This is a genomic window from Ensifer adhaerens (genome assembly GCF_002007205.1).
GTDB classification, from domain to species: Bacteria; Pseudomonadota; Alphaproteobacteria; order Rhizobiales; family Rhizobiaceae; genus Ensifer; species Ensifer adhaerens_D.
Genome location: NZ_LAZS01000001.1, coordinates 335,863 through 361,175 on the forward strand (window position 1 = coordinate 335,863; position 25,313 = coordinate 361,175).

Annotated in this window: 28 protein-coding genes; 16 read left to right on the plus strand and 12 right to left on the minus strand. The window is 63.5% G+C overall.

Annotation, left to right across the window (positions count from 1 at the left end; genetic code table 11):
* Window positions 1–48: 48 nt before the first annotated feature.
* Both xerD and XB14_RS32420 read right to left on the minus strand, forming a co-directional pair.
* On the minus strand, window positions 49–1,005 hold the full coding sequence (xerD, locus tag XB14_RS01515; protein ID WP_077959844.1) for a site-specific tyrosine recombinase XerD: 957 nt from the start codon (window positions 1,003–1,005) through the stop codon (window positions 49–51).
* A complete protein-coding gene (locus XB14_RS32420; protein ID WP_104664452.1) occupies window positions 1,002–1,151 on the minus strand; it encodes a hypothetical protein in 150 nt (49 codons plus the stop codon). The genes xerD and XB14_RS32420 overlap by 4 nt, the downstream gene beginning before the upstream one ends.
* 234 nt (window positions 1,152–1,385) lie before the next feature.
* Between XB14_RS32420 and XB14_RS01520 the strand changes: the two genes are divergently transcribed.
* From XB14_RS01520 to XB14_RS01530, 3 genes are read left to right on the plus strand one after another with little or no spacing between them, the layout of a single operon-like run.
* Window positions 1,386–1,976, plus strand: coding sequence for a shikimate kinase (locus XB14_RS01520; RefSeq protein WP_077959845.1), 591 nt, complete (start codon window positions 1,386–1,388; stop codon window positions 1,974–1,976).
* Window positions 1,969–3,102, plus strand: a complete 1,134-nt coding sequence (gene aroB, locus XB14_RS01525; RefSeq protein WP_077959846.1) for a 3-dehydroquinate synthase — start codon at window positions 1,969–1,971, stop codon at window positions 3,100–3,102. The genes XB14_RS01520 and aroB overlap by 8 nt, the downstream gene beginning before the upstream one ends.
* A complete protein-coding gene (locus tag XB14_RS01530; RefSeq protein WP_077959847.1) occupies window positions 3,099–4,406 on the plus strand; it encodes an HlyC/CorC family transporter in 1,308 nt (435 codons plus the stop codon). The genes aroB and XB14_RS01530 overlap by 4 nt, the downstream gene beginning before the upstream one ends.
* Before the next feature lie 3 nt (window positions 4,407–4,409).
* Here XB14_RS01530 and XB14_RS01535 read toward each other — a convergent pair whose 3' ends face one another.
* Window positions 4,410–4,691 (minus strand): BolA family protein, encoded by a 282-nt coding sequence (locus tag XB14_RS01535; protein WP_077959848.1) that lies wholly within the window; start codon window positions 4,689–4,691, stop codon window positions 4,410–4,412.
* A 148-nt stretch (window positions 4,692–4,839) separates the two neighbouring features.
* Between XB14_RS01535 and XB14_RS01540 the strand changes: the two genes are divergently transcribed.
* The 5 genes from XB14_RS01540 (at window position 4,840) to XB14_RS01560 (ending at window position 10,459) form a co-directional block, all read left to right on the plus strand.
* Window positions 4,840–5,475, plus strand: a complete 636-nt coding sequence (locus XB14_RS01540; RefSeq protein ID WP_077959849.1) for a J domain-containing protein — start codon at window positions 4,840–4,842, stop codon at window positions 5,473–5,475.
* A 74-nt stretch (window positions 5,476–5,549) separates the two neighbouring features.
* A complete protein-coding gene (gene cobS / locus XB14_RS01545; protein WP_043623109.1) occupies window positions 5,550–6,545 on the plus strand; it encodes a cobaltochelatase subunit CobS in 996 nt (331 codons plus the stop codon).
* A gap of 105 nt (window positions 6,546–6,650) precedes the next feature.
* On the plus strand, window positions 6,651–8,546 hold the full coding sequence (gene cobT / locus XB14_RS01550) for a cobaltochelatase subunit CobT (RefSeq protein WP_077959850.1): 1,896 nt from the start codon (window positions 6,651–6,653) through the stop codon (window positions 8,544–8,546).
* A 187-nt stretch (window positions 8,547–8,733) separates the two neighbouring features.
* Window positions 8,734–9,738 carry an esterase-like activity of phytase family protein gene (locus tag XB14_RS01555; RefSeq protein ID WP_077959851.1) on the plus strand — a complete coding sequence of 335 codons (1,005 nt, stop codon included), beginning with the start codon at window positions 8,734–8,736 and terminating at the stop codon, window positions 9,736–9,738.
* Between the two features lie 268 nt (window positions 9,739–10,006).
* A complete protein-coding gene (locus XB14_RS01560) occupies window positions 10,007–10,459 on the plus strand; it encodes a GNAT family N-acetyltransferase (protein ID WP_077959852.1) in 453 nt (150 codons plus the stop codon).
* Between the two features lie 97 nt (window positions 10,460–10,556).
* On the opposite strand, the gene XB14_RS01565 is transcribed toward XB14_RS01560, so the two are convergent.
* Window positions 10,557–11,198: a queuosine precursor transporter gene (locus XB14_RS01565; RefSeq protein WP_077959853.1), complete on the minus strand. Its 642-nt coding sequence runs from the start codon at window positions 11,196–11,198 to the stop codon at window positions 10,557–10,559.
* Window positions 11,199–11,367: 169 nt separating this feature from the next.
* The gene (gene rpmB, locus XB14_RS01570) at window positions 11,368–11,658 is read right to left on the minus strand and encodes a 50S ribosomal protein L28 (protein WP_034806568.1); all 291 of its coding nucleotides are present in this window, start codon (window positions 11,656–11,658) and stop codon (window positions 11,368–11,370) included.
* 388 nt (window positions 11,659–12,046) lie between these two features.
* On the opposite strand from rpmB, the gene XB14_RS01575 reads away from it, so the two are divergent.
* Window positions 12,047–12,823: a DUF3108 domain-containing protein gene (locus XB14_RS01575; RefSeq protein ID WP_077959854.1), complete on the plus strand. Its 777-nt coding sequence runs from the start codon at window positions 12,047–12,049 to the stop codon at window positions 12,821–12,823.
* A 97-nt stretch (window positions 12,824–12,920) separates the two neighbouring features.
* Window positions 12,921–13,811, plus strand: a complete 891-nt coding sequence (locus tag XB14_RS01580; protein ID WP_077959855.1) for a DMT family transporter — start codon at window positions 12,921–12,923, stop codon at window positions 13,809–13,811.
* A 12-nt stretch (window positions 13,812–13,823) separates the two neighbouring features.
* Here XB14_RS01580 and XB14_RS01585 read toward each other — a convergent pair whose 3' ends face one another.
* Window positions 13,824–14,261 carry a cupin domain-containing protein gene (locus tag XB14_RS01585; protein WP_077959856.1) on the minus strand — a complete coding sequence of 146 codons (438 nt, stop codon included), beginning with the start codon at window positions 14,259–14,261 and terminating at the stop codon, window positions 13,824–13,826.
* On the minus strand, window positions 14,261–15,031 hold the full coding sequence (gloB, locus tag XB14_RS01590) for a hydroxyacylglutathione hydrolase (RefSeq protein WP_077959857.1): 771 nt from the start codon (window positions 15,029–15,031) through the stop codon (window positions 14,261–14,263). The genes XB14_RS01585 and gloB overlap by 1 nt, the downstream gene beginning before the upstream one ends.
* Before the next feature lie 81 nt (window positions 15,032–15,112).
* On the opposite strand from gloB, the gene XB14_RS01595 reads away from it, so the two are divergent.
* The 3 genes from XB14_RS01595 to XB14_RS01605 all read left to right on the plus strand — a co-directional run bounded on the left by XB14_RS01595 (window position 15,113) and on the right by XB14_RS01605 (window position 18,052).
* On the plus strand, window positions 15,113–15,877 hold the full coding sequence (locus XB14_RS01595) for a class I SAM-dependent methyltransferase (protein ID WP_077959858.1): 765 nt from the start codon (window positions 15,113–15,115) through the stop codon (window positions 15,875–15,877).
* 145 nt (window positions 15,878–16,022) lie between these two features.
* The gene (gene hisC, locus XB14_RS01600) at window positions 16,023–17,129 is read left to right on the plus strand and encodes a histidinol-phosphate transaminase (RefSeq protein ID WP_077959859.1); all 1,107 of its coding nucleotides are present in this window, start codon (window positions 16,023–16,025) and stop codon (window positions 17,127–17,129) included.
* Window positions 17,129–18,052: a prephenate/arogenate dehydrogenase family protein gene (locus tag XB14_RS01605; protein WP_077959860.1), complete on the plus strand. Its 924-nt coding sequence runs from the start codon at window positions 17,129–17,131 to the stop codon at window positions 18,050–18,052. The genes hisC and XB14_RS01605 overlap by 1 nt, the downstream gene beginning before the upstream one ends.
* A gap of 187 nt (window positions 18,053–18,239) precedes the next feature.
* On the opposite strand, the gene XB14_RS01610 is transcribed toward XB14_RS01605, so the two are convergent.
* A complete protein-coding gene (locus XB14_RS01610) occupies window positions 18,240–18,473 on the minus strand; it encodes a hypothetical protein (protein ID WP_077959861.1) in 234 nt (77 codons plus the stop codon).
* 228 nt (window positions 18,474–18,701) lie between these two features.
* Between XB14_RS01610 and XB14_RS01615 the strand changes: the two genes are divergently transcribed.
* Both XB14_RS01615 and XB14_RS01620 read left to right on the plus strand, forming a co-directional pair.
* Window positions 18,702–19,805 (plus strand): serine kinase, encoded by a 1,104-nt coding sequence (locus tag XB14_RS01615; RefSeq protein ID WP_077959862.1) that lies wholly within the window; start codon window positions 18,702–18,704, stop codon window positions 19,803–19,805.
* Complete coding sequence (locus tag XB14_RS01620) at window positions 19,792–20,865, plus strand: nucleotidyltransferase family protein (protein WP_077959863.1); 1,074 nt, start codon at window positions 19,792–19,794, stop codon at window positions 20,863–20,865. Before XB14_RS01615 ends, XB14_RS01620 begins: the two co-directional genes overlap by 14 nt.
* Before the next feature lie 12 nt (window positions 20,866–20,877).
* Here XB14_RS01620 and XB14_RS01625 read toward each other — a convergent pair whose 3' ends face one another.
* Window positions 20,878–21,888: a DUF2125 domain-containing protein gene (locus XB14_RS01625; RefSeq protein WP_077959864.1), complete on the minus strand. Its 1,011-nt coding sequence runs from the start codon at window positions 21,886–21,888 to the stop codon at window positions 20,878–20,880.
* 199 nt (window positions 21,889–22,087) lie between these two features.
* Between XB14_RS01625 and XB14_RS01630 the strand changes: the two genes are divergently transcribed.
* A complete protein-coding gene (locus XB14_RS01630; protein WP_077959865.1) occupies window positions 22,088–22,639 on the plus strand; it encodes a gamma-glutamylcyclotransferase in 552 nt (183 codons plus the stop codon).
* 4 nt (window positions 22,640–22,643) lie between these two features.
* Here XB14_RS01630 and XB14_RS01635 read toward each other — a convergent pair whose 3' ends face one another.
* The 3 genes from XB14_RS01635 to XB14_RS01645 form a co-directional block, all read right to left on the minus strand.
* Window positions 22,644–23,435 carry a lysophospholipid acyltransferase family protein gene (locus XB14_RS01635; protein ID WP_077959866.1) on the minus strand — a complete coding sequence of 264 codons (792 nt, stop codon included), beginning with the start codon at window positions 23,433–23,435 and terminating at the stop codon, window positions 22,644–22,646.
* A gap of 133 nt (window positions 23,436–23,568) precedes the next feature.
* Window positions 23,569–24,267 (minus strand): YdcF family protein, encoded by a 699-nt coding sequence (locus XB14_RS01640; RefSeq protein WP_077959867.1) that lies wholly within the window; start codon window positions 24,265–24,267, stop codon window positions 23,569–23,571.
* A gap of 97 nt (window positions 24,268–24,364) precedes the next feature.
* The gene (locus XB14_RS01645; protein WP_419178555.1) at window positions 24,365–25,312 is read right to left on the minus strand and encodes a cell division protein FtsX; all 948 of its coding nucleotides are present in this window, start codon (window positions 25,310–25,312) and stop codon (window positions 24,365–24,367) included.
* Window position 25,313 lies beyond the last annotated feature (1 nt).

Consider the following 25,313-nt stretch of genomic DNA (forward strand, 5'->3'; position numbering starts at 1 on the left):
CATTTTGCCACAAGGGTCTGCGGGCCGAAACCAGCCTGCCCGGCGGTCCTAATCCTGTTTTTTCGCCTGTTTGGCAAGAGGGTGATGGTTTTGCACGAGGTTGTGCAGCCGTTCTTCCAGCACATGCGTATAGATTTGTGTCGTTGAAATGTCCGAATGCCCGAGCAATTCCTGCACCGCGCGAAGGTCGGCGCCGTTTGCCAGGAGATGGCTGGCGAAGGCGTGGCGGAGCACGTGCGGGGAGATGGCGGCGACGCGAATGCCGGCACGCGCGGCCAGCGACTTCAGGTCCCGCGCAAAAACCTGGCGCGGCAGGAACCCCTGCTTGCCCGAGGAGGGAAAGAGCCACGGGCTCTCGCGGTTGCCACTTTCCTCGCGCGCAATCTCGGCGGCGAGCGCCTCGCCATAGGCCCGCATGGCCCGGATGGCGGCCTGGGAAAGCGGCACGAGCCGGTCCTTGTTGCCCTTGCCGCGAATGACGAGGAAGCGGCCGTTCTGCTGAAGCACGCTTGCCGGCAGCGACACAAGTTCGCTGACGCGCATGCCGGTGGCGTAGAGCAGTTCGATCAGCGCATGCATGCGCAGCTTGGCAAGCCGGTCCGGTCCGCCGGCTGCGGCTTCGGTCTCCGCCTGTCCGATCAGGCGCGAGACGTCGTCGACGCTCAGCGTCTTCGGCAGGCTGCGGCCTTTCTTCGGTGCGTCGAGAATGCCGGTCGGGTCGTCGCCGCGCATGCCTTCCGCATAGAGGAACTTGTAGAATTGCCGGAGCGCCGAGAGGCGTCGTGCCTGCGAGGAGGGCTTGAAGCCCTGGCCGGAGAGGTGGGCGAGATAAGTGCGAAGGTCGTCCGGGGTGGCAGCCGTCAGCCCGGTGCCGAGCGTGCGCAGATGCGAGGAGGCATCCTCCAGGTCACGCTCATAGGATTGCAGCGTGTTGAGCGCTGCACCCCGCTCGGCGCTCATCATTTCGAGGAAGGCCTCGACATGGGCGGCGGAAAGATCGCTCATTGGGTCTTGTTCACCCGTTCGGACGGGATCTTCACGGTCACGTCCCGCTCCGTCGGTTCGACGAAGGTGACGAGGGAGACCATTGTGCCGTAGACTATCCCGGCGATTACGGCGCAGAAGAAAAGGAACCGGAAGAGGGTCGGCATTTCAATCTCCTCTGCATGTGCCGCGTCGATCAAAGCAGGCGCAAGGATACATGCAGGCGTTCAAACGGCCAGTGCGTTTCAGGCGCTCGAGTGCGCGCGCGACGCTTGGCGGGTGCCAGACCTATATGAACGCCGCTTTCGCCGAGTTCAAGAACCGTGAGCGGACGCGCGCGACGACTTGACGCTACACCCCGATTTGTCGATACCGAAAGGGAATGGGGAATAAGAAGTCCAATGAACGACGTGATCGAACCGGTTTCCGCAACGCTTGCCGAGCGGGCGAAGCTTGTACTCGGTAAACGCAATCTCGTGTTCATCGGCCTGATGGGGGCAGGCAAGTCGGCGATCGGTCGCTTGACGGCCCAGGCGCTCGGCATTCCCTTCGTCGATTCCGACCACGAGATCGAGCGTGTGTCGCGCATGACGATCAGCGATCTCTTTGCCCGCTACGGCGAAGACGAGTTTCGCGCCCTGGAGACGCGGGTGCTGAAACGGCTCTTGCGCAGCGGCCCGCGCGTGGTCTCGACCGGCGGCGGGGCCTATATCAACGAGCGCTCGCGCCGCCAGATCAAGAAGGGCGGCCTGTCGGTCTGGCTCAACGCCGAACTCGACGTGCTGTGGGAGCGGGTCAACAAGCGCGACACCCGGCCGCTGCTGAAGACGGAAAACCCCAGGCAGACACTCGAAAACCTGATGAACGCGCGCTATCCGATCTACGCCGAAGCCGACCTGACGGTGTTGTCGCGCGATGTGAGGAAAGAGATGATGGTGGAAGACGTTCTTAACGCCGTCATCGAGTACCAGGACAAGAAGACCCATGAATAGCCATGCGATGCCTGCCGCCGAACGCAAGGTCCGTGTCGACCTCGGTGACCGTTCCTACGACATCCTGATTGGTCCCGGACTGATCGCCGCGGCCGGTGAGGAGATCGCGACGCGCCTCAAGGGGCGGAAGATGGCCGTCATCACCGACGAGAATGTGGCACCGCGCTACCTCGAGCCGCTGATGGCGAGCTTGAAGGAGCGCGACATCGACGCCGTGTCGCTGGTGCTTCCCGCCGGCGAGAAGACCAAGAGCTTCGAGCACCTGATCCCGGTTTGCGAAACCGTGCTTGGCGCGCGGATCGAGCGCAATGACGCGGTGATTGCGCTCGGTGGCGGCGTCATCGGCGATCTCACCGGCTTTGCTGCCGGCATCGTGCGCCGCGGTTCGCGCTTCATCCAGATCCCGACCTCGCTGCTGGCGCAGGTGGATTCCTCCGTCGGCGGCAAGACCGGCATCAATTCGCCGCACGGCAAGAACCTGATCGGCGTCTTCCATCAGCCGGACCTGGTGCTTGCCGATACGGACGTGCTCGACACCCTGAGTGAACGCGAGTTCCGCGCCGGCTATGCCGAAGTCGCGAAGTACGGCCTGATCGACAAGCCTGACTTCTTCGCCTGGCTCGAAAAAAACTGGCAGGCGGTCTTTGCAGGCGGTAGCGCCCGTATCGAGGCGATTGCGGTCAGCTGCCAGGCCAAGGCCGATGTCGTGGCGGCGGACGAGCGCGAGAACGGCCTGCGCGCGCTGCTCAATCTCGGCCACACCTTCGGCCACGCGCTGGAGGCGGCGACCGAATATGACAGCGCCCGATTGGTGCATGGCGAGGGTGTGTCGATCGGCATGGTGCTGGCGCATCAGTTCTCGGCGCGCATGAACCTTGCGAGCCCGGACGATGCCGCACGTGTCGAGGCGCACCTGAGGACGGTTGGTCTGCCGACGCGGATGTCGGAAATCCCCGGCACGTTGCCGCCGGCAGAACGGCTGATGGACGCGATCGCCCAGGACAAGAAGGTCAAGGGTGGCAAGCTCACCTTCATCCTGACGAAGGGTATCGGACAATCCTTCGTCGCCGACGACGTCCCGGCATCCGAGGTCTTAAGCTTCCTGAGGGAAAAACATCCGCAATGACCGGCGAAGCCTTCATTGCCTTTCTGGCGGAGTACTGGCTGTCGATCCTCTCGGTCTTCTGCCTGCTGCTGCTGTCGGCCTTCTTCTCGGGCTCGGAGACGGCACTGACGGCCGCCTCGCGCTCGCGCATGCATACGCTCGAAAACAACGGCGAAGAGCGGGCCGGCATCGTCAACCGGCTGATCGAACGCCGCGACCGGCTGATCGGCACGCTCTTGATCGGCAACAATCTCGTCAACATTCTCGCTTCGTCGCTGACGACGAGCCTTCTGATCGGCCTCTTCGGCGACAGCGGCGTCGCCATCGCAACGCTCGCCATGACCGTGCTGCTCGTCGTCTTCTCGGAAGTGCTGCCGAAGAGCTGGGCAATTGCCTCGCCCGACCGCTTCGCGATTGCCGTCGCGCCGCTCGTCCGGCCCTTCGTTGCGGTCGTCGGCCCGGTTTCGAGCCTTGTCAACGGCATCGTCCGGCGTCTGCTCCATCTCTTCGGCGTCAACCTTGCCGCCGACATGTCGATGCTGTCGGCGCATGAGGAACTGCGCGGCGCGGTGGATCTGCTTCATCGGGAAGGCTCGGTGATCAAGGCCGACCGCGACCGGCTGGGTGGCGTTCTCGATCTCGGCGAGCTCGAAATCTCAGACATCATGATCCACCGCACGAGCATGCGGGCGATCAACGCCGACGAACCGCCGGAAACCTGCGTCCGCGACATTCTCGAAAGCCCGTTCACGCGGCTGCCGCTCTGGCGCGGCTCGACCGACAACATCATCGGCGTCGTGCATTCGAAGGACCTGCTCAGGGCGCTCGCGGAGCCCAATGTCGAGCCGGAGAACCTCGACATCGTCAAGATCGCGCAGAAGCCCTGGTTCGTGCCGGATACGACCAACCTCAAGGATCAGCTGAACGCATTTCTCCGCCGCAAGCTGCATCTGGCGATCGTCGTCGACGAATATGGCCAGGTTCAGGGCCTGGTGACGCTGGAGGATATCCTGGAAGAAATCGTCGGCGACATTGCCGACGAGCACGACCTCGACATCCAGGGCGTGCGCCAGGAGGCCGATGGTTCGATCGTCGTCGACGGTTCGGTGCCGATCCGCGACCTCAACCGGGCGCTCGACTGGTCGCTGCCGGACGAGGAGGCGACGACGGTCGCGGGTCTGGTGATCCACGAATCCAAGAGCATCCCGGAGGAGCGCCAGGCCTTCACCTTCCACGGCAAGCGTTTCATCGTGATGAAGCGGGTGAAGAACCGCATCACCAAGCTGCGCATCCGCCCGGCGGAAGAGGGCGCCCCACCGGTCTGATCGCTACCAGCGGGTCGGCTCACCCGGGGCTGCGGGCTCGACGGCGAGCGCGTGCAGACCGGCGTCGAGTTCGGGCTTCAGGAGGTCGTTGATGGCGCGGTGGCGGGCAACCCGGCTCATGCCGGTAAAAGCGCTTGAAACGATGCGAACCCGCAAATGGGACTCGCCGCTGCCATCGAAGCCCGGCTGATGGCCGGCATGCAGATGGCTCTCGTTGATGACGGCCAGTCTCTCCGGATGGAAAGCCTCGATCAGCTTCTTTTCGATCGTGTCCGTGAGCGACATTCTTCCGTCCCATTTTGCTGTTTGCTTGGCGCCCCCTCGCAATACTTGAGAACCTGGCAATCGCTGGCTCGGCGGCGCAAAATGCCCGCACAAAGCCAGCAACATTCCGCTTTGTCAATTCTTGTTGTGGCCTCGGCCAAACCCCATAATGAGCGCCATGAGACTCGATTCAAAATACTTCGATCGCATTCGAACCCGGCGCAAGGTGGAGCCGCAGGCGGAGCCGGCGGCACCCGTTTGCCAATGGGACGGTTGCGATCAGAAGGGCGTGCACCGCGCTCCGGTCGGTCGCAATGCCGAAGGGCAGTACTTCATGTTCTGCTTCGAGCACGTGAAGGAATACAACAAGGGCTACAACTTCTTCTCCGGTCTCTCCGACAGCGAGGTCGCGCGCTACCAGAAGGAAGCGATCACCGGCCACCGGCCGACCTGGACCGTCGGCGTCAACAAGAACGCCAAGAACGGCCCCACCCAGTCGCAGATGCGCTCCGGCTCCGCCGGCGCCCAGGCGCGCATGCGCGATCCCTTCGGCTTCGTCAGCGAGGCGCGGGCGCGATCCGGCCGCCCGGAACCACGCCAGCGCAAACTGAAGACGCTCGAAGCCAAGGCCTTCGATACGCTCGGTCTTGGCGCCGCGGCGACGGCTGCCGACATCAAGGCGGCCTACAAGGATCTCGTCAAGAAGCATCACCCCGATGCCAATGGCGGAGATAGAGGATCGGAAGAGCGTTTTCGCGCCGTTATTCAAGCCTACCAATTGTTAAAACAGGCTGGTTTCTGCTAACAACGCGGATTATTACAGAAGCACTTTTGCAGGCGAATGCGCGGGTGCCGTCCGGTGGCCGCTCTGGAGACATGATGAGCAAGATTGACCTCGACATTTCCAACCTCCCCGACACCACGATCTCTGTCCGGGAGGTTTTCGGCATTGATACGGATTTGCGCGTTCCTGCCTATTCGAAGGGCGACGCCTATGTTCCGGACCTGGATCCGGACTACCTCTTCGACCGCGAAACGACGCTCGCCATTCTCGCAGGCTTCGCCCACAACCGACGCGTGATGGTGTCGGGCTACCACGGCACCGGCAAGTCGACCCATATCGAGCAGGTCGCCGCCCGCCTCAACTGGCCGTGCGTGCGCGTCAACCTCGATAGCCACGTCAGCCGTATCGACCTCGTCGGCAAGGACGCGATCGTCGTCAAGGACGGCATGCAGGTCACCGAGTTCAAGGATGGCATCCTGCCCTGGGCCTACCAGCACAATGTCGCGCTCGTCTTCGACGAATACGATGCCGGCCGCCCGGACGTCATGTTCGTCATCCAGCGCGTGCTGGAATCCTCCGGCCGCCTGACGCTGCTCGACCAGAGCCGCGTCATTCGCCCGCACCCGGCCTTCCGCCTGTTTGCAACCGCCAACACGGTCGGCCTAGGCGACACGACCGGCCTCTATCACGGCACGCAGCAGATCAACCAGGCGCAGATGGACCGCTGGTCGATTGTCACCACGCTGAACTACCTGCCGCATGACAAGGAAGTCGACATCGTCGCCGCCAAGGTCAAGGGCTTCACGGCCGACAAGGGCCGCGAAACCGTTTCCAAGATGGTGCGCGTCGCCGACCTCACGCGCGCCGCCTTCATCAACGGCGACCTTTCGACGGTCATGAGCCCGCGTACGGTCATCACCTGGGCCGAGAACGCCCATATCTTCGGCGACATCGCCTTCGCCTTCCGCGTGACCTTCCTCAACAAGTGCGACGAGCTGGAGCGGGCGCTGGTCGCCGAGCATTACCAGCGCGCCTTCGGCATCGAGCTGAAGGAAAGCGCTGCCAATATCGTGCTCGAAGCCACCGCCTGATCCCACGGCTCGCCATCCCCTTGGGGAGGGCGGGCCATGACGCTGTGGCAAACCGGATGACGCCCCACTGGGGCGCCGTCGCCTCTGGCTGAAGAAGGAACTGTCGTGAGCTCGAATTCGAAGGCAAAGCCAACCACGCGCGAGAATGCTGCGGAACCGTTCAAGCGGGCGCTTTCCGGCTGCATCCGATCGATCGCGGGCGATGCCGAGGTGGAAGTCGCCTTCGCCAACGAGCGGCCGGGCATGACCGGCGAACGCATCCGTCTGCCGGAGCTTTCGAAGCGCCCGACACTGCAGGAGCTCAGCGTCACGCGTGGCCTCGGCGACAGCATGGCGCTGCGCAAGGCCTGTCACGATGCGCGCATTCACGCGACCATGTCGCCGCAAGGGGCGGACGCCCGCGCGATCTTCGATGCGGTGGAGCAGGCGCGCGTCGAGGCGATCGGCGCGCTGCGCATGGCGGGTGTCGCCAAGAACCTCAACGTCATGCTCGAAGAGAAGTACGCCAAGGCGAATTTTGCAACGATCGAGCGGCAGGCGGACGCCCCGCTCGGCGAAGCGGTGGCGCTTCTGGTGCGCGAGAAGCTGACCGGCGAGAAGCCGCCGGCATCGGCCGGCAAGGTGCTCGACCTCTGGCGCGAGTTCATCGAGGGCAAGGCGTCCGGCGATATCCAGAACCTGTCGTCGACGATCAACGACCAGCAGGCTTTCGCCCGTGTCGTTCGCGACATGCTGACGTCGATGGAAGTCGCCGAAAAATACGGTGACGACGATAACGAGCCGGACGAGCAGGAGAGCGAGACCGACGAAGACCAGCCGCGCAGCCAGGAGCAGGACGAAAACGCCAGCGACGAGGAAGCCGGCGACGACGCTGCCCCCGCCGATGAAAACCAGGCTGCCGAAGAGCAGATGGAAGAAGGCGAGATGGACGGCGCGGAGATCTCCGACGACGACCTCCAGGACGAGGGCGACGAGGACAGCGAGACCCCCGGCGAGGTCAAACGTCCGAACCAGCCCTTTGCCGACTTCAACGAGAAGGTCGACTACGCCGTCTTCACCCGCGAATTCGACGAGACCATCGCCTCGGAAGAGCTTTGCGACGAGGCCGAGCTCGACCGGCTGCGCGCCTTCCTCGACAAGCAGCTTGCCCATCTCCAGGGCGCGGTCGGCCGTCTCGCCAACCGGCTGCAGCGCCGGCTGATGGCGCAGCAGAACCGCTCCTGGGAGTTCGACCTCGAAGAGGGTTATCTCGACTCGGCGCGGCTTCAGCGCATCATCATCGATCCGATGCAGCCGCTCTCGTTCAAGCGCGAGAAGGATACCAACTTCCGCGATACGGTGGTGACGCTGCTGATCGACAATTCCGGCTCCATGCGCGGCCGTCCGATCACGGTCGCCGCCACCTGCGCCGACATCCTGGCGCGCACGCTGGAGCGTTGCGGCGTCAAGGTCGAGATCCTCGGCTTTACCACCAAGGCCTGGAAGGGCGGGCAGTCGCGCGAGAAGTGGCTTGCCGGCGGCAAACCGCAGGCGCCGGGCCGGCTCAACGACCTGCGCCACATCGTCTACAAGTCCGCCGACGCGCCATGGCGCCGGGCACGCCGCAATCTCGGCCTGATGATGCGCGAGGGCCTGCTCAAGGAGAACATCGACGGCGAGGCGCTGATCTGGGCGCATGAGCGGCTGATGGCGCGGCGCGAGCAGCGCCGTATCCTGATGATGATTTCCGACGGGGCGCCGGTCGACGACTCGACGCTTTCGGTCAATCCCGGCAACTATCTGGAACGGCACCTGCGCGCAGTCATCGAGCAGATCGAAACCCGCTCGCCGGTGGAATTGCTGGCGATCGGCATCGGCCACGACGTGACGCGCTACTATCGTCGCGCCGTCACCATCGTCGATGCCGACGAACTTGCGGGTGCCATGACTGAGCAGCTGGCCGCCCTCTTCGAGGACGAAAGCCAGCGCCGCGGTTCCTCGCGCCTTCGCCGCGCCGGGTGATCCTTTGCGATCAGGGGCGGTCCTCAACCGCCCCTGGCCGCCATTTGGTTGGGCTGCACGCATTGCTGCCGACCGAAGCCAATTTACGGACATAGTTTTACAGTCTACCAAGCTACCATGCGTGGTGGCGCTTCCTGTGGTCACACGCCGCCTCATTCCCGATGCTCCCCTGAAGGTACTTCTCTTTATGCTTGGCCGTGGACTCCTAGCGCTTTTCCTCCTGGCTTCGGCCTGCCCGGCATGGTCCGCTCCCGCTAGCGAAGACCTGCCGATCCGCAGCCGCCAGATCAGCAATTTCGCGGTCGGCTCCAGCGCCACCCGGTTTGGCTCCCTGGAGTTTCTGGGCGGCCTGGAGATGACCTCGTCAAACCCGCTGTTCGGTGCCGTTTCGGCGATCCGCTTTCGTCCTGACGGTACGTCTTTCATCGCCATCATGGACACCGGCCACTGGCTGGAAGGTGCGGTAACCCGCGACGAGCAGGGGCGGCTTTCCGGTATCACCAACCTGACCGCCACGCCGATGGCGGATCGCAACGGTGATGTCGGCCTGGCGAAATGGAAGGTGGATTCCGAAGGGCTTGCCCTTCGAGAAGGCCAGGCAATCGTCAGTTACGAGCAGGCCCATCGCATCGACATCTATCCGGATCCGGGCTTTGCCGGCTCAACCCCGATCGGAAGCGTGGCGCTGCCGTTCCCGATCAACGAACTGCGCAGCAATGCCGGCATCGAGACGATCGCCGTTTCGCCCAAGGACAGCCCGCTTGCAGGCGCGATGATCGCCATTGCCGAGCGCAGCGTCGACAAGGCGGACAACCTGTTGGCCGGCATCCTCGACGGGCCCAAGCGTGGCGCGTTCAGCGTCGTGCGCAAGGACCCCTATGCGGCGACCGATGGTGCGTTCCTGCCGAACGGTGACCTGCTTCTCCTGGAGCGGCGCTTTTCCTTCGGCTCCGGCCTCGGCATGCAGATCCGCCGGATCCCCGGGGACACCATCAAGGCCGGTGCAGTGGTCGATGGCGAGGTCATCTTCCAGGCGGATATGCGCTACCAGATCGACAATATGGAAGGGCTCGACGTCGTCGTGCTGCCCGATGGCGAAGTCCGCGTCATCGTCGTCTCCGACGACAACCATTCGATCCTCGAGCGCAACCTGATGCTCGAATTCCGGCTCAATTCCGCGCTGACGCAGTAAGCCAATTCCCGAAAGCGCGGTCTTCGCTCGATACCTGACGAGACTTAATCGAGAACCGGTGAAGGATCGAGCGGTCTTGGCCGGCGTGGGTGCGCAGAGGCCCGTACCCGCCGGCCCGGTGCTTGACGCCATCCCGGCAAGGGCCTATTGGCCTGTCGTCCGTTGAAGGAGATTTATGCGCAGAGGCTGAAAATTTACCCGCATTCGCGGTTGTTCAAGGCGCCGAACAGGCGTCCCTCTTGACGCATATCTATTGAACGGAAAAACCATGAAAAACATGGATGTGATGATCCGCGCCTACCGGGCTGCGGATTTGGAAAAACTGTCGGCTATCTGGTTCGATGCCTCGATAACGGCGCACGCCTTTGTTGGCGAGGCGCGGTTGCGCGAACAGCGCCTGCTGATCGAAACCGTCTATCTGCCGAACGCAGAGACGTGGGTCGCCACGCGTGGCGACGCACCGGCCGGCTTCGTCAGCCTGCTCGACGATTTCATCGGCGGGCTGTTCGTGTCGCCGCGACACCAGGGCGCCGGCATCGGCCGTTTGCTGATTTCGCACGCTCTGCAACTGAAGGGGCAGCTCCGGTTGGAGGTCTATACCGCCAACGCGCAAGCCTATGCCTTCTACCAGAACCTTGGCTTTGAGGAACAGTCCCGGCGGTCGGAAGACGACGAGGGGCTGCCATTCGAAAACGCGCAGATGGTTCTGAGGCAGCGCTAGAAGGTAAGGTGCGGGGAAGGGCGGTTGCCGCTCTTCCCCGCATGTCCAATGCCCGGCCAACGCTTGGACGCGGGCCGAAGCATGTCGTAAGCAGCCTTCAGGCCGCCTGCTTTTCCGCAGCGGGCATGGGCTTCACGATGCTCATCAGCGCGCCGTAGGGGAGCAGCATGACGAGGCCGCAGAGGATCTTGACGCTCAGGTCGCCGATCGCCCAGGAGATCCAGCGCGGCGCCTCGGTCGAGAGCACGCCGAGGAGCGGTGCGGTTTCCAGCGCAAAGCTGTCGTTCGGTCCAAAGAACACGAAGAACGGTGCGAACGCAAAGGAGAAAAACATCGCCGTGTCGAGCGCCGAGCCGATCAGCGATCCGGCGAGCGGAGCGTGCCACCAGCTCTGGCGGCGAAGCCGGTTGAACACCGAGATGTCCAGCAGCTGACCGAACAGGAAGGCCGAGCCGGACGCGATCGCGATGCGCGGCGTGGCGGCGACGAAGGAGAGCAGGATGGCGACGATGAAGCCGGCGACCACGACGCGTCGGGCAATCTTCGGCCCGAACTGGCGGTTGGTTAAGTCGGTTACCAGAAAGGCGAAGGGATAGCTGAAGGCGCCCCAGGTGAGCAGATCGCCGAGCTGCATGCCGGCAATCGAGCCTGGCAGCGGAAACTGGACGAGGATGTTCGAGGCGACGACCACGAGGGTCATCAGCGCGACATAGATAAAGAACGAGCGGTTGATCAGCATTTTTTTATCCTGGGGTATGCCACCAGCTAGAGGGATGGAAGCAGGGTAGTGTACCCGGCCGACGAAGGCAAAAGCGCGTATCGGTTGAAACGTGCGCACGAGAAAAAGGCTTGCCGGATGAACCCGCAAGCCTTTTAAACGCGTGTCGAAGACAGGATGCTGGCGCCGATCAGGCGGCTTCAGCAACCTTCTTGACGATCTGGCGACGCAGCAGGCGAGCGCGCATGCTCAGCTCGTTCTCGTCCGACTTCAGCAGGAAGGCGTCGAGGCCGCCGCGGTGTTCAACCGAGCGGAGAGCAGCTGCGGAAACGCGCAGGCGGTAGCGCTGGCCGAGAGCATCGGAAATCAGCGTGACGTTGCACAGGTTCGGAAGGAACCGGCGCTTGGTCTTGTTGTTGGCGTGGCTTACATTGTTGCCCGACTGGACGCCCTTGCCGGTCAATTCGCAACTACGGGACATGGTACACCTATTCTCTTTATCGCCGCCGGACAATGCGGTAGCGGGCCCAGAGCCCAGGCCGCGTTCCTAGGCCATTATTGGAAAGTCGCGGTTCTATAGTCAGAGACGGCCCGCCCGTCAAGCCAAACCTCTTGCATTCTCGGAAAACCGCGGTTTTTCCCGGCTGTTCTTCCGATGTGATGCGCTGTTTGGGCAAGAATAATGGCTGGCGAGACCCATTCCAAGCGGTATTGCTCTGCCCTATTTCTTGATCGAGGGCACTTGGGTGGTTGGGTTCCGTAGTAGAATCCACCTCGTGGCCGGCGGCAACGCAATGGGCGCAGAAAAGCCGTAAACACCCTGCATTTCAGGGTATTGCGGCGATATCAAGTGATGGATTTCTTAGGGCATGAAATTGCGAAATGGTTTTCGCGGGGCAATGCTGCTTTCCGCGGTCATGTTTTCCACAGCATCATCGGCCGCCGATGTCGAGCATCTGACGGATTACAGCATCTCGCTCGCCGGTCTGCCGGTGGCGCGCGCCTCCTTCCACACCGAGGTTCAAAAGAATCGCTACACGATTTCAGGAACGCTGAAGTCCGCCGGCCTGCTCGATATCCTCAGCCGCACGTCGGGCCAGACGCAGGTTTCAGGCGTCGTCGACAAGGATTACCTGCGCGCCTCGCAGTATTCGATGTCCTATCGCAGCGGTTCGAAGAGCCGGGCGATCAGCGTGACCTATCGCAACGGCAATGTCGTGCATGCGAGCATGACGCCGAAGCGCACGCCTTTGCCGAAGAACTGGGTGCCGGTCACCTCGCGCGACATGCGCAACGTGCTCGACCCGCTTTCGGGCCTGATCATTCCGGCGCAAGCGCGCGTCTGCCCCAACACGCTGCCGATCTTCGACGGCGAGTCGCGGCTTGACATCAAGCTCTCGCCGAAGGGTACAAAGCCCTTCAAGACCAAGGGCTTCGAGGGCGAGGTGATCGTCTGCGGCATCCGCTTCGTGCCGAAGGCCGGCTACAAGAAGGGCCGCGAGGACGTCGAATATCTGCGGCGACTGCAGACGATGGAAATCTGGTTCGCCAAAGCTGAGACCATGAATGTCTATGCCCCCGTCTATGTCCGCATCCCCACCAAGCTCGGGCCGGTCACGGTCTCGGCGACGCGATTTGGTGGTTGACGCGCGATCGCGTGCAACTAAAAGGTTAAATACCACCAAGCACCGTGATTTTGACGGCGCAGGTTTCCGTTGAGAGAAATCACGCCCGGGGACGACTATGAAACTCAAGGCAACTCTGATTGGTTTTTCGGCCATCCTGATGTGGTCGCTGCTCGCGCTGTTCACGGCGGCATCGGGCAAGATGCCGCCGTTCCAGCTTTCGGCAATCTGTTTCCTGATCGGCAGCCTGCCCGGCCTTGCGGTGCTTGTGGTAAAACCGGAGCGCCTGGCGCTGCTCAAGCAGCCGGCGAAGGTCTGGATCACGGGCATTGCCGGCCTCTTCGGCTATCACTTCCTCTACTTCACGGCGCTGCGCAATGCGCCGGCGGTGGAGGCCGGGCTGATCGCCTATCTCTGGCCGCTCTTGATCGTTGTCGGTTCGGCACTGCTGCCGGGTGAGCGGCTGCGCTGGTATCATATCGCCGGCGCGCTTGCGGGCCTCGTCGGTACAATCCTGATCGTCGCGCGCAACGGCGTTGCCTTCGACGATGCCTATCTCATCGGCTATGGCGCGGCCTTCCTCTGCGCCTTTACCTGGTCGGGCTATTCGCTGATCACACGCCGCTTCGAAGCGGTTTCGACCGATGTGGTCACCGGCTTCTGCCTTGCCACCTCGATCCTGTCCTTCGTCTGCCATCTGGCGCTCGAAACGACGGTCTGGCCGGCGACGACCTTCGAGTGGCTGGCCGTCGCCGGCCTCGGCCTGTTGCCGGTGGGCGCGGCCTTCTATGCGTGGGATTACGGGGTGAAGAACGGCGACATCCAGCTTCTCGGCGTTTCGAGCTATGCAGCACCGGTGCTGTCGACGCTGATCCTGATCCTCTTCGGCTTTGCCGAGCCATCCTGGCGCATAGCGCTTGCCTGCCTGTTCGTCACAGGCGGGGCGGTGCTCGCCGCCCAGGATCTGATCTTGCGCAAGGATGCTGCGGCCACGCAGCCGGCGGAGTAGTCCCGAAGATCGCTATCGGGTTGGCGGCTGCCAGTCGGGGGCCGCCATCTCGAAGGCGGCAAAATCGAAGGCTGGCGCCACCGTGCAACCGACCAGCGTCCAATCGCCCAGCGAGGCAGCAGACTGCCACCAGTTGGCCGGGACGACGCCCTGCGGCCGATCACCTGCCCGGATGTCGGCCCCAAGCCGCAGTGTCTCGGCGGGCTTCCCGTCCTCGGCGATGCTGAGCTCCAGCGGCGCGCCGGCGTGGTAGTGCCAGATCTCGACGGCGTCGCGGACGCGGTGCCAGTGGGAGCGTTCGCCACGCTCGAGCAGATAATAGATCGCCGTCGAATGGCCGCGGGGGCCGCCGTCCGTGTCGCGGAAGGTCTCGATGTACCAGCCGCCCTCCGGATGGCGCGTGAGGCCGAGCGCCGCAATGACCTCTGCCGCCGTCTGTGCTTCAGCCATCAGAAGTTATCCTTCCGCTTGCGGATTTCCGCAAAGACCGCGGCATCGTCGGCATCTCGGAGGCCGAGATGGGCGCGAATGCCGGGGTCGCTAGCGCGCAGGAACGGGTTCGTACGCTTCTCCAGGCCGATCGTCGTCGGTGCGGTGAAGCCGCCGTCGCAGCGGATTTCCTCGATCTCGGCAGCGCGGGCCTTAAGTTCGGCATTGTCGGGATCGACCGTGACCGCGAAGCGGGCGTTGGACAGCGTGTATTCGTGGCCGAAATAGACGGTCGTGTCGTCGGGCAGCGCAATCAGCCGGCCGAGGGATTTCCACATGGTCGCCGGCGCGCCCTCGAACAGGCGGCCGCAGCCGAGCGCAAACAGCGTGTCGGCGGCAAAGAGCAGCTTGTCCTCTGGGAAATGGAAGCAGATGTGACCGGCCGTATGGCCCGGCGTCTCGATCACCTCCACCGTGCGGCCAGCAAATTCGAAGCGCTCGCCATCGCGCACCGCCTTGTCGAGACCAGGGATTTTCGAGGCTTCGCCGAAGGGGCCGATGATCGTGACGTCGAAGCGTTCCTTGAGGGCGTCGTTGGCGGCGACGTGGTCGCCATGGTGGTGGGTGGTCAGGATGTGAGTAAGGTTCCAGCCGCGGCGTTCCAGAGCTTCCCGTATGGGCGCCTCTTCCGGCGCGTCGATCGAGGCGGTCAGGCCGCTTTCGGGGTCGTGGATCAGCACGCCGAAATTGTCGGTGCGGCAGAGGAAAAGATCGAGTTCGAGCGCGGCCATGGCACGTCCTCCGGTCAGGAGAGAGGGGATGTTGCCGAATGTAGCGAGGCTTGCCTTGAAGTCTACCGCTTCGAAGCTAACATGTTGCGAATGCATACCGATATCGTCGACCTTCGCGAATTCTATCACTCCGAGCTTGGCCGGATGGCGGAGCAATCCGTCACCATGGCGCTTTCGTCCGTGTGGGCGCGGCTGCCGGACGAGCGGCTGGTCGGCCTCGGTTATGCCGTTCCCTATCTCGAGCGGTTCCGCAAGGACACGGAACGCACCTTCGCCTTCATGCCGGCGGGGCAGGGGGCGGTGAACTGGCCGGTTGCCGAACGCTCCACGACGGCGCTGGTGTTCGATGAGGAATTGCCGTTGCCGGACGCTTCGATCGATCGGGTGCTGATGGTGCATTCGCTGGAATTCGCCGAGAGCCCGCGCGAGACGATGAAGGAGATCTGGCGGGTGCTGGCGCCGGGCGGCCGGCTCGTCATCGTCGTGCCCAACCGACGCGGCGTCTGGGCGCGCATGGAGCATACGCCCTTCGGCTCCGGCCGGCCCTATTCGCGCGGGCAACTGACGGCGCTTTTGCGCGAGACCAACTTCACCCCCGGCGCCACGGCGGATGCCTTGTTCTTCCCGCCGTCGAAGCTTCGGGCGATCCTGCGGCTGCGCAAGGGCTTCGAGCGGCTCGGCCGCTGGCTCTGGCCGGTCTTTTCCGGCGTCATCGTCGTCGAGGCGCAGAAGCGGCTCTACCAGGGGCTGCCGGTCGCAGCCCGCGCGTCGCGCCGCGTCTTTGTGCCGGTGCTTGCCCCGCAGGGCGTGCCGAGCACGCGCGAACAGTCGCGGCTTACCCGATAAGGCGCAGCGTCCGGCGGCGGACCCTCGACAAAAGCCGCTTGCGCCGGTAATGGCTTGACCTCTTTTCCTGCCTATAGCGCCCCGCGCCTCCCAAGGCGCGACAAAGGTCGCCGTAGCACCTTGATGGCCATAGAAAGCTGACCCGATGAGCCTTGCTTCGAAGAGCCCTGAGCCGCGTTCCGGCATCCTTGACATTGCCGCCTATGTGCCGGGCAAGGAGCATGCACCGGGTGTCGCCAAGGTGCATAAGCTCTCGTCGAACGAGACGCCGCTCGGCGCCAGCCCGAAGGCGATCGAAGCCTTCCAGGCGATGGCCTTCAATCTGGAGCGCTATCCGGACGGCCAGGCGCGCGCGCTGAGAGAGGCCATCGGCGCCGTGCACGGGCTCAATCCGGCAAACATCATGTGCGGCAACGGCTCGGATGAATTGCTCGGGCTGCTGTGCCACACCTATCTCGGACCCGGCGACGAAGGCATCATCACCGAGCACGGCTTCCTCGTCTACAAGATCCAGATCCTGGCGGCCGGTGCCACACCGGTTACCGTCAAGGAAACGGAGGCGCGCGTCAACGTGGACGCGATCCTTGCCGCGGTTACCGAACGGACGAAGGTCGTCTTCCTTGCCAACCCGGCCAATCCGACCGGCACCTATATCCCCGTCGACGAAGTGCGCCGGCTGCATGCGGGCCTGCCCGAGAGCGTGATGCTGGTGCTCGACGCGGCCTATGCCGAATACGTGCGCCGCAACGACTATGCGGCCGGTCTCGAACTCGTCTCGGCCAGCCGCAACGTTGTGATGACCCGCACCTTCTCGAAGATCTATGGCCTTGCGGGCCTGCGCATCGGCTGGATGTATGCGCCGCCGGAAGTGATCGACGCTGTCGATCGTGTCCGCGGGCCGTTCAACCTCAGCGCGCCCTCGATCGCCGCGGGTGCGGCCGCGATCCGCGACCAGGCCTTCGTGGCGACGGCGGTCGATCACAATCTCACCTGGCTTGCGCGCGTCGGCGAAGCGCTCGCGGCGATCGGGCTGCGTATCACGCCCTCGGTTGCGAATTTCGTGCTGATCCACTTCCCCGACGAGGACGGCAAGCGGGCGGAGGAGGCCGATGAGTTCCTGACCCGCCGCGGCTACATCCTCAGGGCGGTGCGCAGCTACGGCTTCCCCCATGCGCTGCGCATGACCATCGGCTCGGAAGAAGCCAACGAGGGCGTCATCGCGGCGCTGACCGAATTCATGGGACGGAAATAATGGCTCAGCAGTTTGAAACGATCGCCCTCATCGGCATTGGTCTCATCGGCTCGTCGATCGCGCGCGAAATCCGCGAGAAGCAGCTTGCCGGCACGCTCGTCGTCTCCACGCGCAGCGAGGCGACGCTGAAGCGCACGCAGGAACTCGGGCTCGGCGATCGCTATACGTTGTCGGCGGCGGAAGCCGTTCGCGACGCGGACCTCGTCATCGTCTCGGTCCCGGTCGGTGCGTCCGGCGCCGTTGCAGCCGAGATCGCCGCGCATCTGAAGCCCGGCGCCATCGTCACCGATGTCGGCTCGACCAAGGGCTCGGTAATCGCGCAGATGGCGCCGCATCTGCCCGAGAACGTGCATTTCGTGCCGGGGCATCCGATCGCCGGCACCGAGCATTCCGGCCCGGACGCCGGCTTCGTCGGTCTTTTCCGTGGCCGCTGGTGCATCCTGACGCCGCCCCCGGGCGCCGATGAGGAAGCGGTGGCACGGCTTCGGCGCTTCTGGGAAACACTCGGCTCGATGGTCGAGGAGATGGACGCCGAGCATCACGACAAGGTGCTGGCGATCGTTTCGCACCTGCCGCACATCATCGCCTACAACATCGTCGGAACCGCGGACGACCTGGAGACGGTCACCGAATCCGAAGTGATCAAGTACTCCGCCTCCGGCTTCCGCGATTTCACGCGTCTGGCGGCTTCCGATCCGACCATGTGGCGCGACGTCTGCCTGCACAACAAGGATGCGATCCTGGAGATGCTTGCGCGATTTTCGGAGGATCTTGCCTACCTGCAGCGGGCGATCCGCTGGGGTGACGGCGACAAGCTCTTCGACCTCTTCACCCGCACCCGCGCCATCCGCCGCTCGATCATCCAGGCGGGTCAGGATACGGCGATGCCGGACTTCGGCCGGCATGCGATGGACCAGAAGTAACAGGAGCAGCTCCAGGACGGGAAACGGCCTGCTGCAACGGCACAAGGGTTGCTGCAAATGAGCGTTTTGGGTCAATTGTCGTCGGGCGGCACCCGGCGACTGGAGTGCCGGGCAGATGCCATTGCGTCGAGCGGAGACGGCACGGCTGCGTCTTCGCCGGGGCGGCTATAACGGGCGCCGTTCGGGGTTAGGGTTTGCCTTTCCCCTTACCGTTGCTCTTGCCCTTGGCCTTGCCGTTGCTACCGCTGTTTCCGCCCGAACCGCCGCCACTGCCTGATTTCGCGATTGCTTCAGACGTCAGGCTGGTCGACAGCAGCATCGTCACGGCGGGTGGTGTGATTGCCGCGAAACGACCGCAAGCTATCAAGAACTCGCGCCTGTCCCCCTGTGCGAGAGACTTCTCGTTGTCACCCTTCTCCATTGCACCCTCTGTCGTTTGGTAAGAAATCGATTATACAGTAAATTCTTAAATTCTGGACATAGCGCTTTGGGGCTAATCTTTCCCCGTACCCGGTTGGCTTCGCTTTCAGCGGTCATTTCACCGCAGTCCGGGGCGCGCCGCAGCATGGATTTTCGACAACAAATAGGCGAGTTTGTCTGGGGCATGTGCGCAGTCGCGCGTCGGCGGCGACGGACGAGGGGGATTGGAATGAAGTTCCGCATCTCGCAGGGCGCGGGTTTCTTTCTGCTGGGGCAACGCAAGACGGTTTTTGTCGAATCGTCGCAGCAGATATTCGAGGTCGACGACGTGACGGCCTTTCTCACCTGCGCCCTCAGCGAGCCTTTGTCGCTGCAGGAGCTGGTGTCGGCGCTTGCAGCACGTGGCGCCGGCCAGGCGACGGCACGCACCTTAGTGCAGAAGTACCTTGCGCATTGGTCCCGACTGGGCTTGCTGGACATCGTTCTTGACGAGGAGGAGGGCCCGCCCGTTCGCAGCCTGGTGGCTGATCTTGCAGGAACTGCCGTTTCGATCGCCTGTCACGATCATTCGCTTGCCAACTTGGTCTTGCCGGTTTTCGAGCATCAGCGGGTGAAGGAACGAGAGCCTTCGATCGTCTACGAGCTGGCAAGCCTCGGCAACACAGTCTGTATCAGCCGCAACCGTGCCAGAGGAATGATTGTAGCGGCCAACGCGGCGGCCCCGGCGCTGAAGGCCATGCTGACGGATGACGTGCTTGCAGGCCTCAGGCGGCAGGTGGCGCTGCATGCAGCGCTCCTCGTGAAAAATCGACAGGGACTGCTCCTTTGTGGCGCGCCGGGGGCTGGCAAGACGACGTTGGCGCTCGCGCTTCTCAGAGCCGATTTTGCCTGTGGTGGGGATGATATCGCCCTTTTGGATGAGGATGGCCTTGTGCAGGGCGTTCCTTTTGCACCTGCGGTCAAGCGGGGATCGTGGGGCCTGATTGCCGGCATGCGCGAAGCAATCGCCGCGGCCCCAATCCATCGCCGCCTCGACGGGAAAACTGTTCGCTACCTCGCATCGATCCCATATGCGCCGCACGAAACCGTGCCGCTTCACAGCATCGTGTTGCTTCGCCGTCGCCGGAATGGACCAGTTTCGATATCCGCCGTGGAACCAGCGCGGGTTCTGTCAGAGCTCCTTTCCGGCGCCTTCACGCCGGCGAGGCGCCTCGACCTCGCGCAGTTCGAGACCCTGCTCGGCGCCCTTCGTCGCGCTCGCACGGTAGAACTTTCCTATGCGCGGCTCGACGAAGCCGTAGCGGCGTTGAGTCAGCATCATGCGGCGGCATAACTATCGAAACCTGGTTGCACTCGCGTCCTGCCTCAAGGGAAAGCCGCCCGACGGGGTGAACTGGGACGACATCATAGCATTGGCCAATGAGAGCCTCACCGTTTCTTCGCTCGCCCTGGTGGTAAGAACCGCCCCTGATATGCCGCAGGACGTGCGCGATTACCTGACCTTGATCTACGAAAGAAACGCCGAGCGTAATCGCCGATTGCTGGCGCAGTTGACGGAAGCGGTGGGGCATCTGAACCGTATCGGAATCGAGCCCGTCGTTATGAAGGGGGCGGCCATTCTGCTTGCGCAGGAGCTTGACGACATCGGCGCGCGGATACTGACAGATCTCGACATATTCGTTCGCCCCGCCGATATGAGCTCCGCCATAACGGCGCTTGAGGGTATCGGCTATGAGCTCCGGCTGGGCAGTGGCTCCTGGCCGGGAAACCCCCGATACCATCTGCCGGCCGTGTTGGAACGCCCCGTCGATGTTGGCGGCATCGATCTTCATTGCAGGCCGAAGGGCCCGGTATCTTTCGGCGATATCGAATGGCTGTACGGTCACAGCAGGCGGGTCATCCTTGCTGGAAATCACGCCTATCTCCCGTCCGCCTTCGTACAGATCGTCTTTCTAATCCTCCATGATCAGTTCCAGGACGGTGACTATTGGCGGGGTCTGATCGATCTGCGGCACTTGCTCGACATCGCGAAGCTTGCCCATCTCGGGAATGTTGATTGGGGGGAGCTGCGGTCGCTGTTTGCCGCCGGTTACGAACGAAATGCGGTAGACACCCAAATCCTCACAGCGCTTGAACTGTTCGGGATGGATAGTGGATCGAAACTATCGTTCGGGACACGGGCAAGAATTCAACTGATGCGGCGGCAGGTTCAGTTCGGAAGGAACTATCTCGCCAGCCCCCTTACAATTCTGACGCTCCTGACCGAGGTTCCTCACTATCGGCATTGGGATCGCTTTGGCGGCGAGCCTTATCCATCTCTCCGACGGGAGGTCGTGCGAAAAGTTCGCGAGCTGAGGCGTATTTTTCGCTCGAAACCGGTCGGAAAACTCTGAGGGCGAACAGGTCTAAAGCGTCGGCAATACGCCGATCGGGATGAAGGCGAGGAACGCCGTGCCGTCGCGCACGTTGAGCTTCACGGTCGCCTCGTTCTTGCCGTTGGCCAGCGCCTTCAGCATGTTGGCGGTGTTGTCGACGAGGTTGGCGTCGTCGGGGATGAGCGTGACCAGATTGGCGCGCCAGGCCTCGATGTTGGTCATCGTCAGCGAGAACTCGCCGGAGATCAGCCCCTGATCGTTGACCGAGAACGGCCCGGACAGCCTGGCGTTCATGCCGGAGCCCAGGTCGAGGGTAAGCTGCCTCAGCTCGCCCTTGCCGCCGCGAAACATCTCCGGTGTCGGAGGGGTCGTCAACCAGCCGGCCTTGTCGGTGAAGGTCAGGTCAGCGGCAACGGTCGCCGGCGGTGCGAGGCTCGGGCCTTCCTCCGGCCGCAGGTCGAGCTTGTCGACGCTCAGGGCCGCGTCGAGGTCCGCGCCGTTCTGGCGCAGATGCACCTCGCCGTGGCTGGCGCCGAAGCCGAGGCCGTCGCCGGAAAGCGGTAGCCGTACGCGCCCGGTGAGGTTGTCATAGGTGAGTGACGTGCGGTCGACACCGGACAGGCTCGCGCGCACGCTTGCATGCAGGAGCGTCCAGTCGGCGAAGATGTTGAGGCCGGGGGACGCCCGGATTTCGGCCGGGCCGTCGAGCTCGATCACCGCATGGCCGGGCTGGTAGACCTGGGCGGCGGTCCTGAGCGCTCCGAAGGAGGCGGAGGTGCCGTTGCGGGTGTCGTCGAGATGGACCTTGTCGCAGAAGAGGCCGATGCGGAACGGAAAGCCGCGTACGTCCATGTCGGTGCATTCGCCGCCGAGGCCGGCTGCCTGTCCCTCGGCAAGGCGGGTTGCGAGCCGCTTCTCGATCTGATCGGCGGCAAGGAACCAGCCGGCCGAATAGATACCGACGACAAGCACGACGCCTGCCGTCAGCCAGCGGAACTTCCGGCTGACCGACGAGGGGTTGGAGACTGCGGTGGCCGACATGGGCGCGAATACCTCACTCTATAGGATCGAGGCTGCCTTTCGGGTGGCGCCGTCGATCCGCAAAACTATTCTTCCGTTCAGATGCACGAGGACGAGCTTGTCTCTTTCGTGCCGGGATGCTGTGCCGTAGAACCCGACATGGCTGACCGTCCCACGGGGCCGATCGTGATTCGGCGGCGAGAACAGCAGCGCGGGTTGAATGACAGTGGATATGGACGAATTTTGGGTCTTTGGCTACGGCTCGCTGATGTGGAACCCGGGCTTTGCGTTCGAGGAGAAGCTGACGGCACGGGCCTTCGGTTTTCGTCGCTCACTCTGCGTGCATTCCTGGGTTCACCGCGGCACCGAGCAGCGGCCGGGCCTTGTGCTCGGGCTCGACCGTGGTGGCTCCTGCATCGGCACTGCGTTTCGCATCGGGCGCGGGCAGCAGGCGGATGTCGTCGACTATCTGCGCGAGCGTGAACTGGTGACCCATGTCTACAAGGAGCGCACCATGCCGGTGCTGCTTGCCGACGGCCGCCGTGTTCCGGCGCTCGCCTATGTCATCGACCGGGGCCACGTCCAGTATGCGGGCGCGCTGAGCACGGCGGAGGCGGCCGGCATCGTCGCGGTCTCGACGGGAAAGTCCGGGCCGAACAGCGAATACGTGTTCAACACGCTCGCCCATCTCAACGAGATGGGCATCCGCGATCACTGGCTGGAAGAGGTGGTCGGATTGCTGCGGCAGGTGCCGCTTCCGGCCCAGGCCTGAAGGGTCAGGCCCGGCCCTCCGCCTTCAGTTCCTTCATCCGCTGCTCGGCGGTCGGCGGCAGCGGCACATGCGGATTGGCCTTCACCGTTTCGACGAGCAGCTCGTCGCTCGCCCTCTCGGTTACCTCGACGAGCTTCGCCAGGAAGGCGTCCGGGTCCATGCCGGCCTCGATCGGCGGCAGGATGCGGACCTTGAAGTGGCCGGGGAAACGCAGGAACTTGCGGCGCGGCCAGAAGAGGCCGGGATGCATGGCGACTGGCACCACCGGCACGTTGAGGTCGCGGTACAGGCGGGCGATGCCGTATTTGTATTCCGGCGGAGCGCCCGGCGGGCGGCGCGTGCCTTCCGGGTAGATGATGAGCTCGCGGCCGGTTGCCATTTCCTGCTTGGTGCGGTCCATCACGCCGGTCATGGCCTTGCCGCGCGCCGCGCGATTTACCGGAACCATGCGTTGCTTGAGCACATACCAGCCGAAGAGCGGGATCCAGGTGAGCTCGCGCTTCAGGATATAAAAGGGATCGCTAAGCCAGGGGAGCAGCGCATAGGCATCCCAGAACGACTGGTGCTTGGGAGCGAAGATATAGGGAACCTCGGGGATATTCTCCAAGCCTTCGATCTCGAAGGTCGTGCCGACCATCTTCTCCTGCAGCCAGTGATTGCTGCGCACCCAGTTCTTCGGCACGAACCACGCCTTCTTGCGCGGCAGCAGGAAGTAGATCGGGGTAAGCACGATCATCTGCACGATCAGGTTGGCGTAGAACACCACGTTGAAAAGGATCGAACGCAAGACGATCATCAGGCACGCTCTCGTAGGCGAGGTCTCAAGGGAGCCGACGTCTTTCAGCCGGTTGATCGCTGCCTACACGAATATGTGCTGAAGGAAAACTGCTCTGTTTCACTTTGCAGCGCGAAGGCCGTTCCTGCCAGGCCTATTCTTCGGCGGGCGTCGCGCGCGACGCGTCGGTGCGCAGGCCGCTGGTCGGGCGGGCGCCAGCGAAGTCGCGTATCGACGCCACCGTATACTTGCCGAATTCCAGAAGGATCGATTTCAGCACCATCGGATTGCGCAGCCAGTTTGTCGTCTTGAGATCGGAATTGACGACCGGGTAGGGGATGAACGCCGTTTCCGGCCGGGCGCGGCGCAGTTCCAGGAGGCTTCGCGGCATGTGATAGTTGTTGGTGACGACGAGCACCTTCGCATAGCCGCGATCGCGGATCCATTGGGCCGCTTCCGTGGCGTTGCCGATGGTGTCGACCGCCTCGTGGCCGATGTCGACGCAGCACTTGAAAAGATCGGCCGAACTCTGGGTATTGCGGCGGATCTGGCTGCCTGTCGTCGTCGGGTGGACCCCGGAGATCAAGAGGCGCTTGCCGGCGCCGCCTTTGAGAAGATCGACGGCCTGGTCGATGCGCTGGAAGCCGCCGGTCAGAACCACGATCGCGTCGGCCTTCGGATGACCCGGCGGCTGCAGCGAAGCGACCGTGTCGGCGAAGTTCAGGAAGGCGGCGATCAGGATTGCCAGCGGCAGGAGCAGGACGAAGAAAGTTCTGCGGAGAATTTTGCGCAGCAGACTGCGGGGCCGCCGGCGATCGTCGGCATTCCCGTGCCATTTGCCTCCTCCGGCCATTCCGTTCCCGCGTAGCTCTCGCGCCATCATGATTCTCTTCACATAGCCGCAGATTGCGGCAAGGAATAGATCAGGCGGCGGCGAAACATCAGGCGGCTCAGCTTTGGTAGAGGTCGGTGCGGCCGGGGTCCGAACGGATAAGGTCGATCTCGTAGATCGTGCGGGTGACCGTCAGCCGCGCCGTGACCGTCGTCAGGATGGCGATGACGACGATGATCGCGGCGATGCCGAGATAGCCGCCGTAGCCGATGGTAAAGGTTCCGAAGAGGGCGGTGGCCTGGTCGGTCTCGGGTGTTGCCAGGGTGCGGGACTGCCAGAAGCCCGCGAGCGCAAAGAAAAGTGCTGCAAGCAGGCCGCCGGCACCTGCGCCCTTGAGGCTGATCCGCAAAAAATGTTTCTGGAACTCCGAGGCGACGAAGCCGGCTTCGGCGCCGACGAAATGCAGCACCTCGACGATATGGCGGTTGCCCGACAGCGCGCCGCGCGTTGCGAAGACCACCGTCAGCACCATGGCGGAAAAGACCAGCGTCAGCACGCCCGTGCCGATCATCGCCGTGGTATTGGCCATGGCGACCAGCCGGTCGACCCAGGTGCGGTGATCGTCGAGGAAAGCCTGCGGGATCGTTTCGGTCAACGCCTTGCGCATGGAGGCAAAGTCGGGCGGGTTGTTTTCGTCGATGGTGATGATGACGAGGCGCGGAACGGGCAGTTCGTCGAGATCGAGGCCTTCGCCGAGCCAGGGTTCGAGCAGGCGGGCGGTGGCGGCGCGGTCGACGATTTTGCCGTCCGTGGTGCCGTTGAAGGTCAGCGCCAGGTCGCGGGCGTCGGCGAGCGCCTTTTCCATGTCGAGGTTGTCGTCCGGCTTGATCTGGATGGTGATCTCGCGGGAGATCTGCGATTGCCAGCTCTGGGCCGTGGCCCTCACCATGCTGACGCCGCCGAGCGTCAGACAGGCCAGGAACGACATGATGGCGATGACGCACATCAGCGCATGGCCGGAAACATTGGACGAGGGGACGATCGGGCCGGTCGGCCGCACCCGCATT

Excerpts from the sequence above, each read along its gene's own strand:
- xerD (WP_077959844.1), bottom strand. The coding sequence starts at position 1,005 with ATGAGCGATCTTTCCGCCGCCCATGTCGAGGCCTTCCTCGAAATGATG.
- XB14_RS01615 (WP_077959862.1), top strand. The coding sequence starts at position 18,702 with ATGAAGTTCCGCATCTCGCAGGGCGCGGGTTTCTTTCTGCTGGGGCAA.
- XB14_RS01560 (WP_077959852.1), top strand. The coding sequence starts at position 10,007 with ATGAAAAACATGGATGTGATGATCCGCGCCTACCGGGCTGCGGATTTG.
- XB14_RS01605 (WP_077959860.1), top strand. The coding sequence starts at position 17,129 with ATGGCTCAGCAGTTTGAAACGATCGCCCTCATCGGCATTGGTCTCATC.
- XB14_RS01610 (WP_077959861.1), bottom strand. The coding sequence starts at position 18,473 with ATGGAGAAGGGTGACAACGAGAAGTCTCTCGCACAGGGGGACAGGCGC.
- XB14_RS32420 (WP_104664452.1), bottom strand. The coding sequence starts at position 1,151 with ATGCCGACCCTCTTCCGGTTCCTTTTCTTCTGCGCCGTAATCGCCGGG.
- XB14_RS01580 (WP_077959855.1), top strand. The coding sequence starts at position 12,921 with ATGAAACTCAAGGCAACTCTGATTGGTTTTTCGGCCATCCTGATGTGG.
- cobS (WP_043623109.1), top strand. The coding sequence starts at position 5,550 with ATGAGCAAGATTGACCTCGACATTTCCAACCTCCCCGACACCACGATC.
- XB14_RS01595 (WP_077959858.1), top strand. The coding sequence starts at position 15,113 with ATGTTGCGAATGCATACCGATATCGTCGACCTTCGCGAATTCTATCAC.
- XB14_RS01625 (WP_077959864.1), bottom strand. The coding sequence starts at position 21,888 with ATGTCGGCCACCGCAGTCTCCAACCCCTCGTCGGTCAGCCGGAAGTTC.
- XB14_RS01555 (WP_077959851.1), top strand. The coding sequence starts at position 8,734 with ATGCTTGGCCGTGGACTCCTAGCGCTTTTCCTCCTGGCTTCGGCCTGC.
- XB14_RS01630 (WP_077959865.1), top strand. The coding sequence starts at position 22,088 with ATGACAGTGGATATGGACGAATTTTGGGTCTTTGGCTACGGCTCGCTG.
- XB14_RS01645 (WP_419178555.1), bottom strand. The coding sequence starts at position 25,312 with ATGCGGGTGCGGCCGACCGGCCCGATCGTCCCCTCGTCCAATGTTTCC.
- aroB (WP_077959846.1), top strand. The coding sequence starts at position 1,969 with ATGAATAGCCATGCGATGCCTGCCGCCGAACGCAAGGTCCGTGTCGAC.
- XB14_RS01575 (WP_077959854.1), top strand. The coding sequence starts at position 12,047 with ATGAAATTGCGAAATGGTTTTCGCGGGGCAATGCTGCTTTCCGCGGTC.
- XB14_RS01535 (WP_077959848.1), bottom strand. The coding sequence starts at position 4,691 with ATGTCGCTCACGGACACGATCGAAAAGAAGCTGATCGAGGCTTTCCAT.
- gloB (WP_077959857.1), bottom strand. The coding sequence starts at position 15,031 with ATGGCCGCGCTCGAACTCGATCTTTTCCTCTGCCGCACCGACAATTTC.
- XB14_RS01640 (WP_077959867.1), bottom strand. The coding sequence starts at position 24,267 with ATGGCCGGAGGAGGCAAATGGCACGGGAATGCCGACGATCGCCGGCGG.
- XB14_RS01585 (WP_077959856.1), bottom strand. The coding sequence starts at position 14,261 with ATGGCTGAAGCACAGACGGCGGCAGAGGTCATTGCGGCGCTCGGCCTC.
- hisC (WP_077959859.1), top strand. The coding sequence starts at position 16,023 with ATGAGCCTTGCTTCGAAGAGCCCTGAGCCGCGTTCCGGCATCCTTGAC.
- XB14_RS01565 (WP_077959853.1), bottom strand. The coding sequence starts at position 11,198 with ATGCTGATCAACCGCTCGTTCTTTATCTATGTCGCGCTGATGACCCTC.
- XB14_RS01540 (WP_077959849.1), top strand. The coding sequence starts at position 4,840 with ATGAGCGCCATGAGACTCGATTCAAAATACTTCGATCGCATTCGAACC.
- XB14_RS01635 (WP_077959866.1), bottom strand. The coding sequence starts at position 23,435 with ATGATCGTCTTGCGTTCGATCCTTTTCAACGTGGTGTTCTACGCCAAC.
- XB14_RS01520 (WP_077959845.1), top strand. The coding sequence starts at position 1,386 with ATGAACGACGTGATCGAACCGGTTTCCGCAACGCTTGCCGAGCGGGCG.
- rpmB (WP_034806568.1), bottom strand. The coding sequence starts at position 11,658 with ATGTCCCGTAGTTGCGAATTGACCGGCAAGGGCGTCCAGTCGGGCAAC.
- XB14_RS01620 (WP_077959863.1), top strand. The coding sequence starts at position 19,792 with ATGCGGCGGCATAACTATCGAAACCTGGTTGCACTCGCGTCCTGCCTC.
- XB14_RS01530 (WP_077959847.1), top strand. The coding sequence starts at position 3,099 with ATGACCGGCGAAGCCTTCATTGCCTTTCTGGCGGAGTACTGGCTGTCG.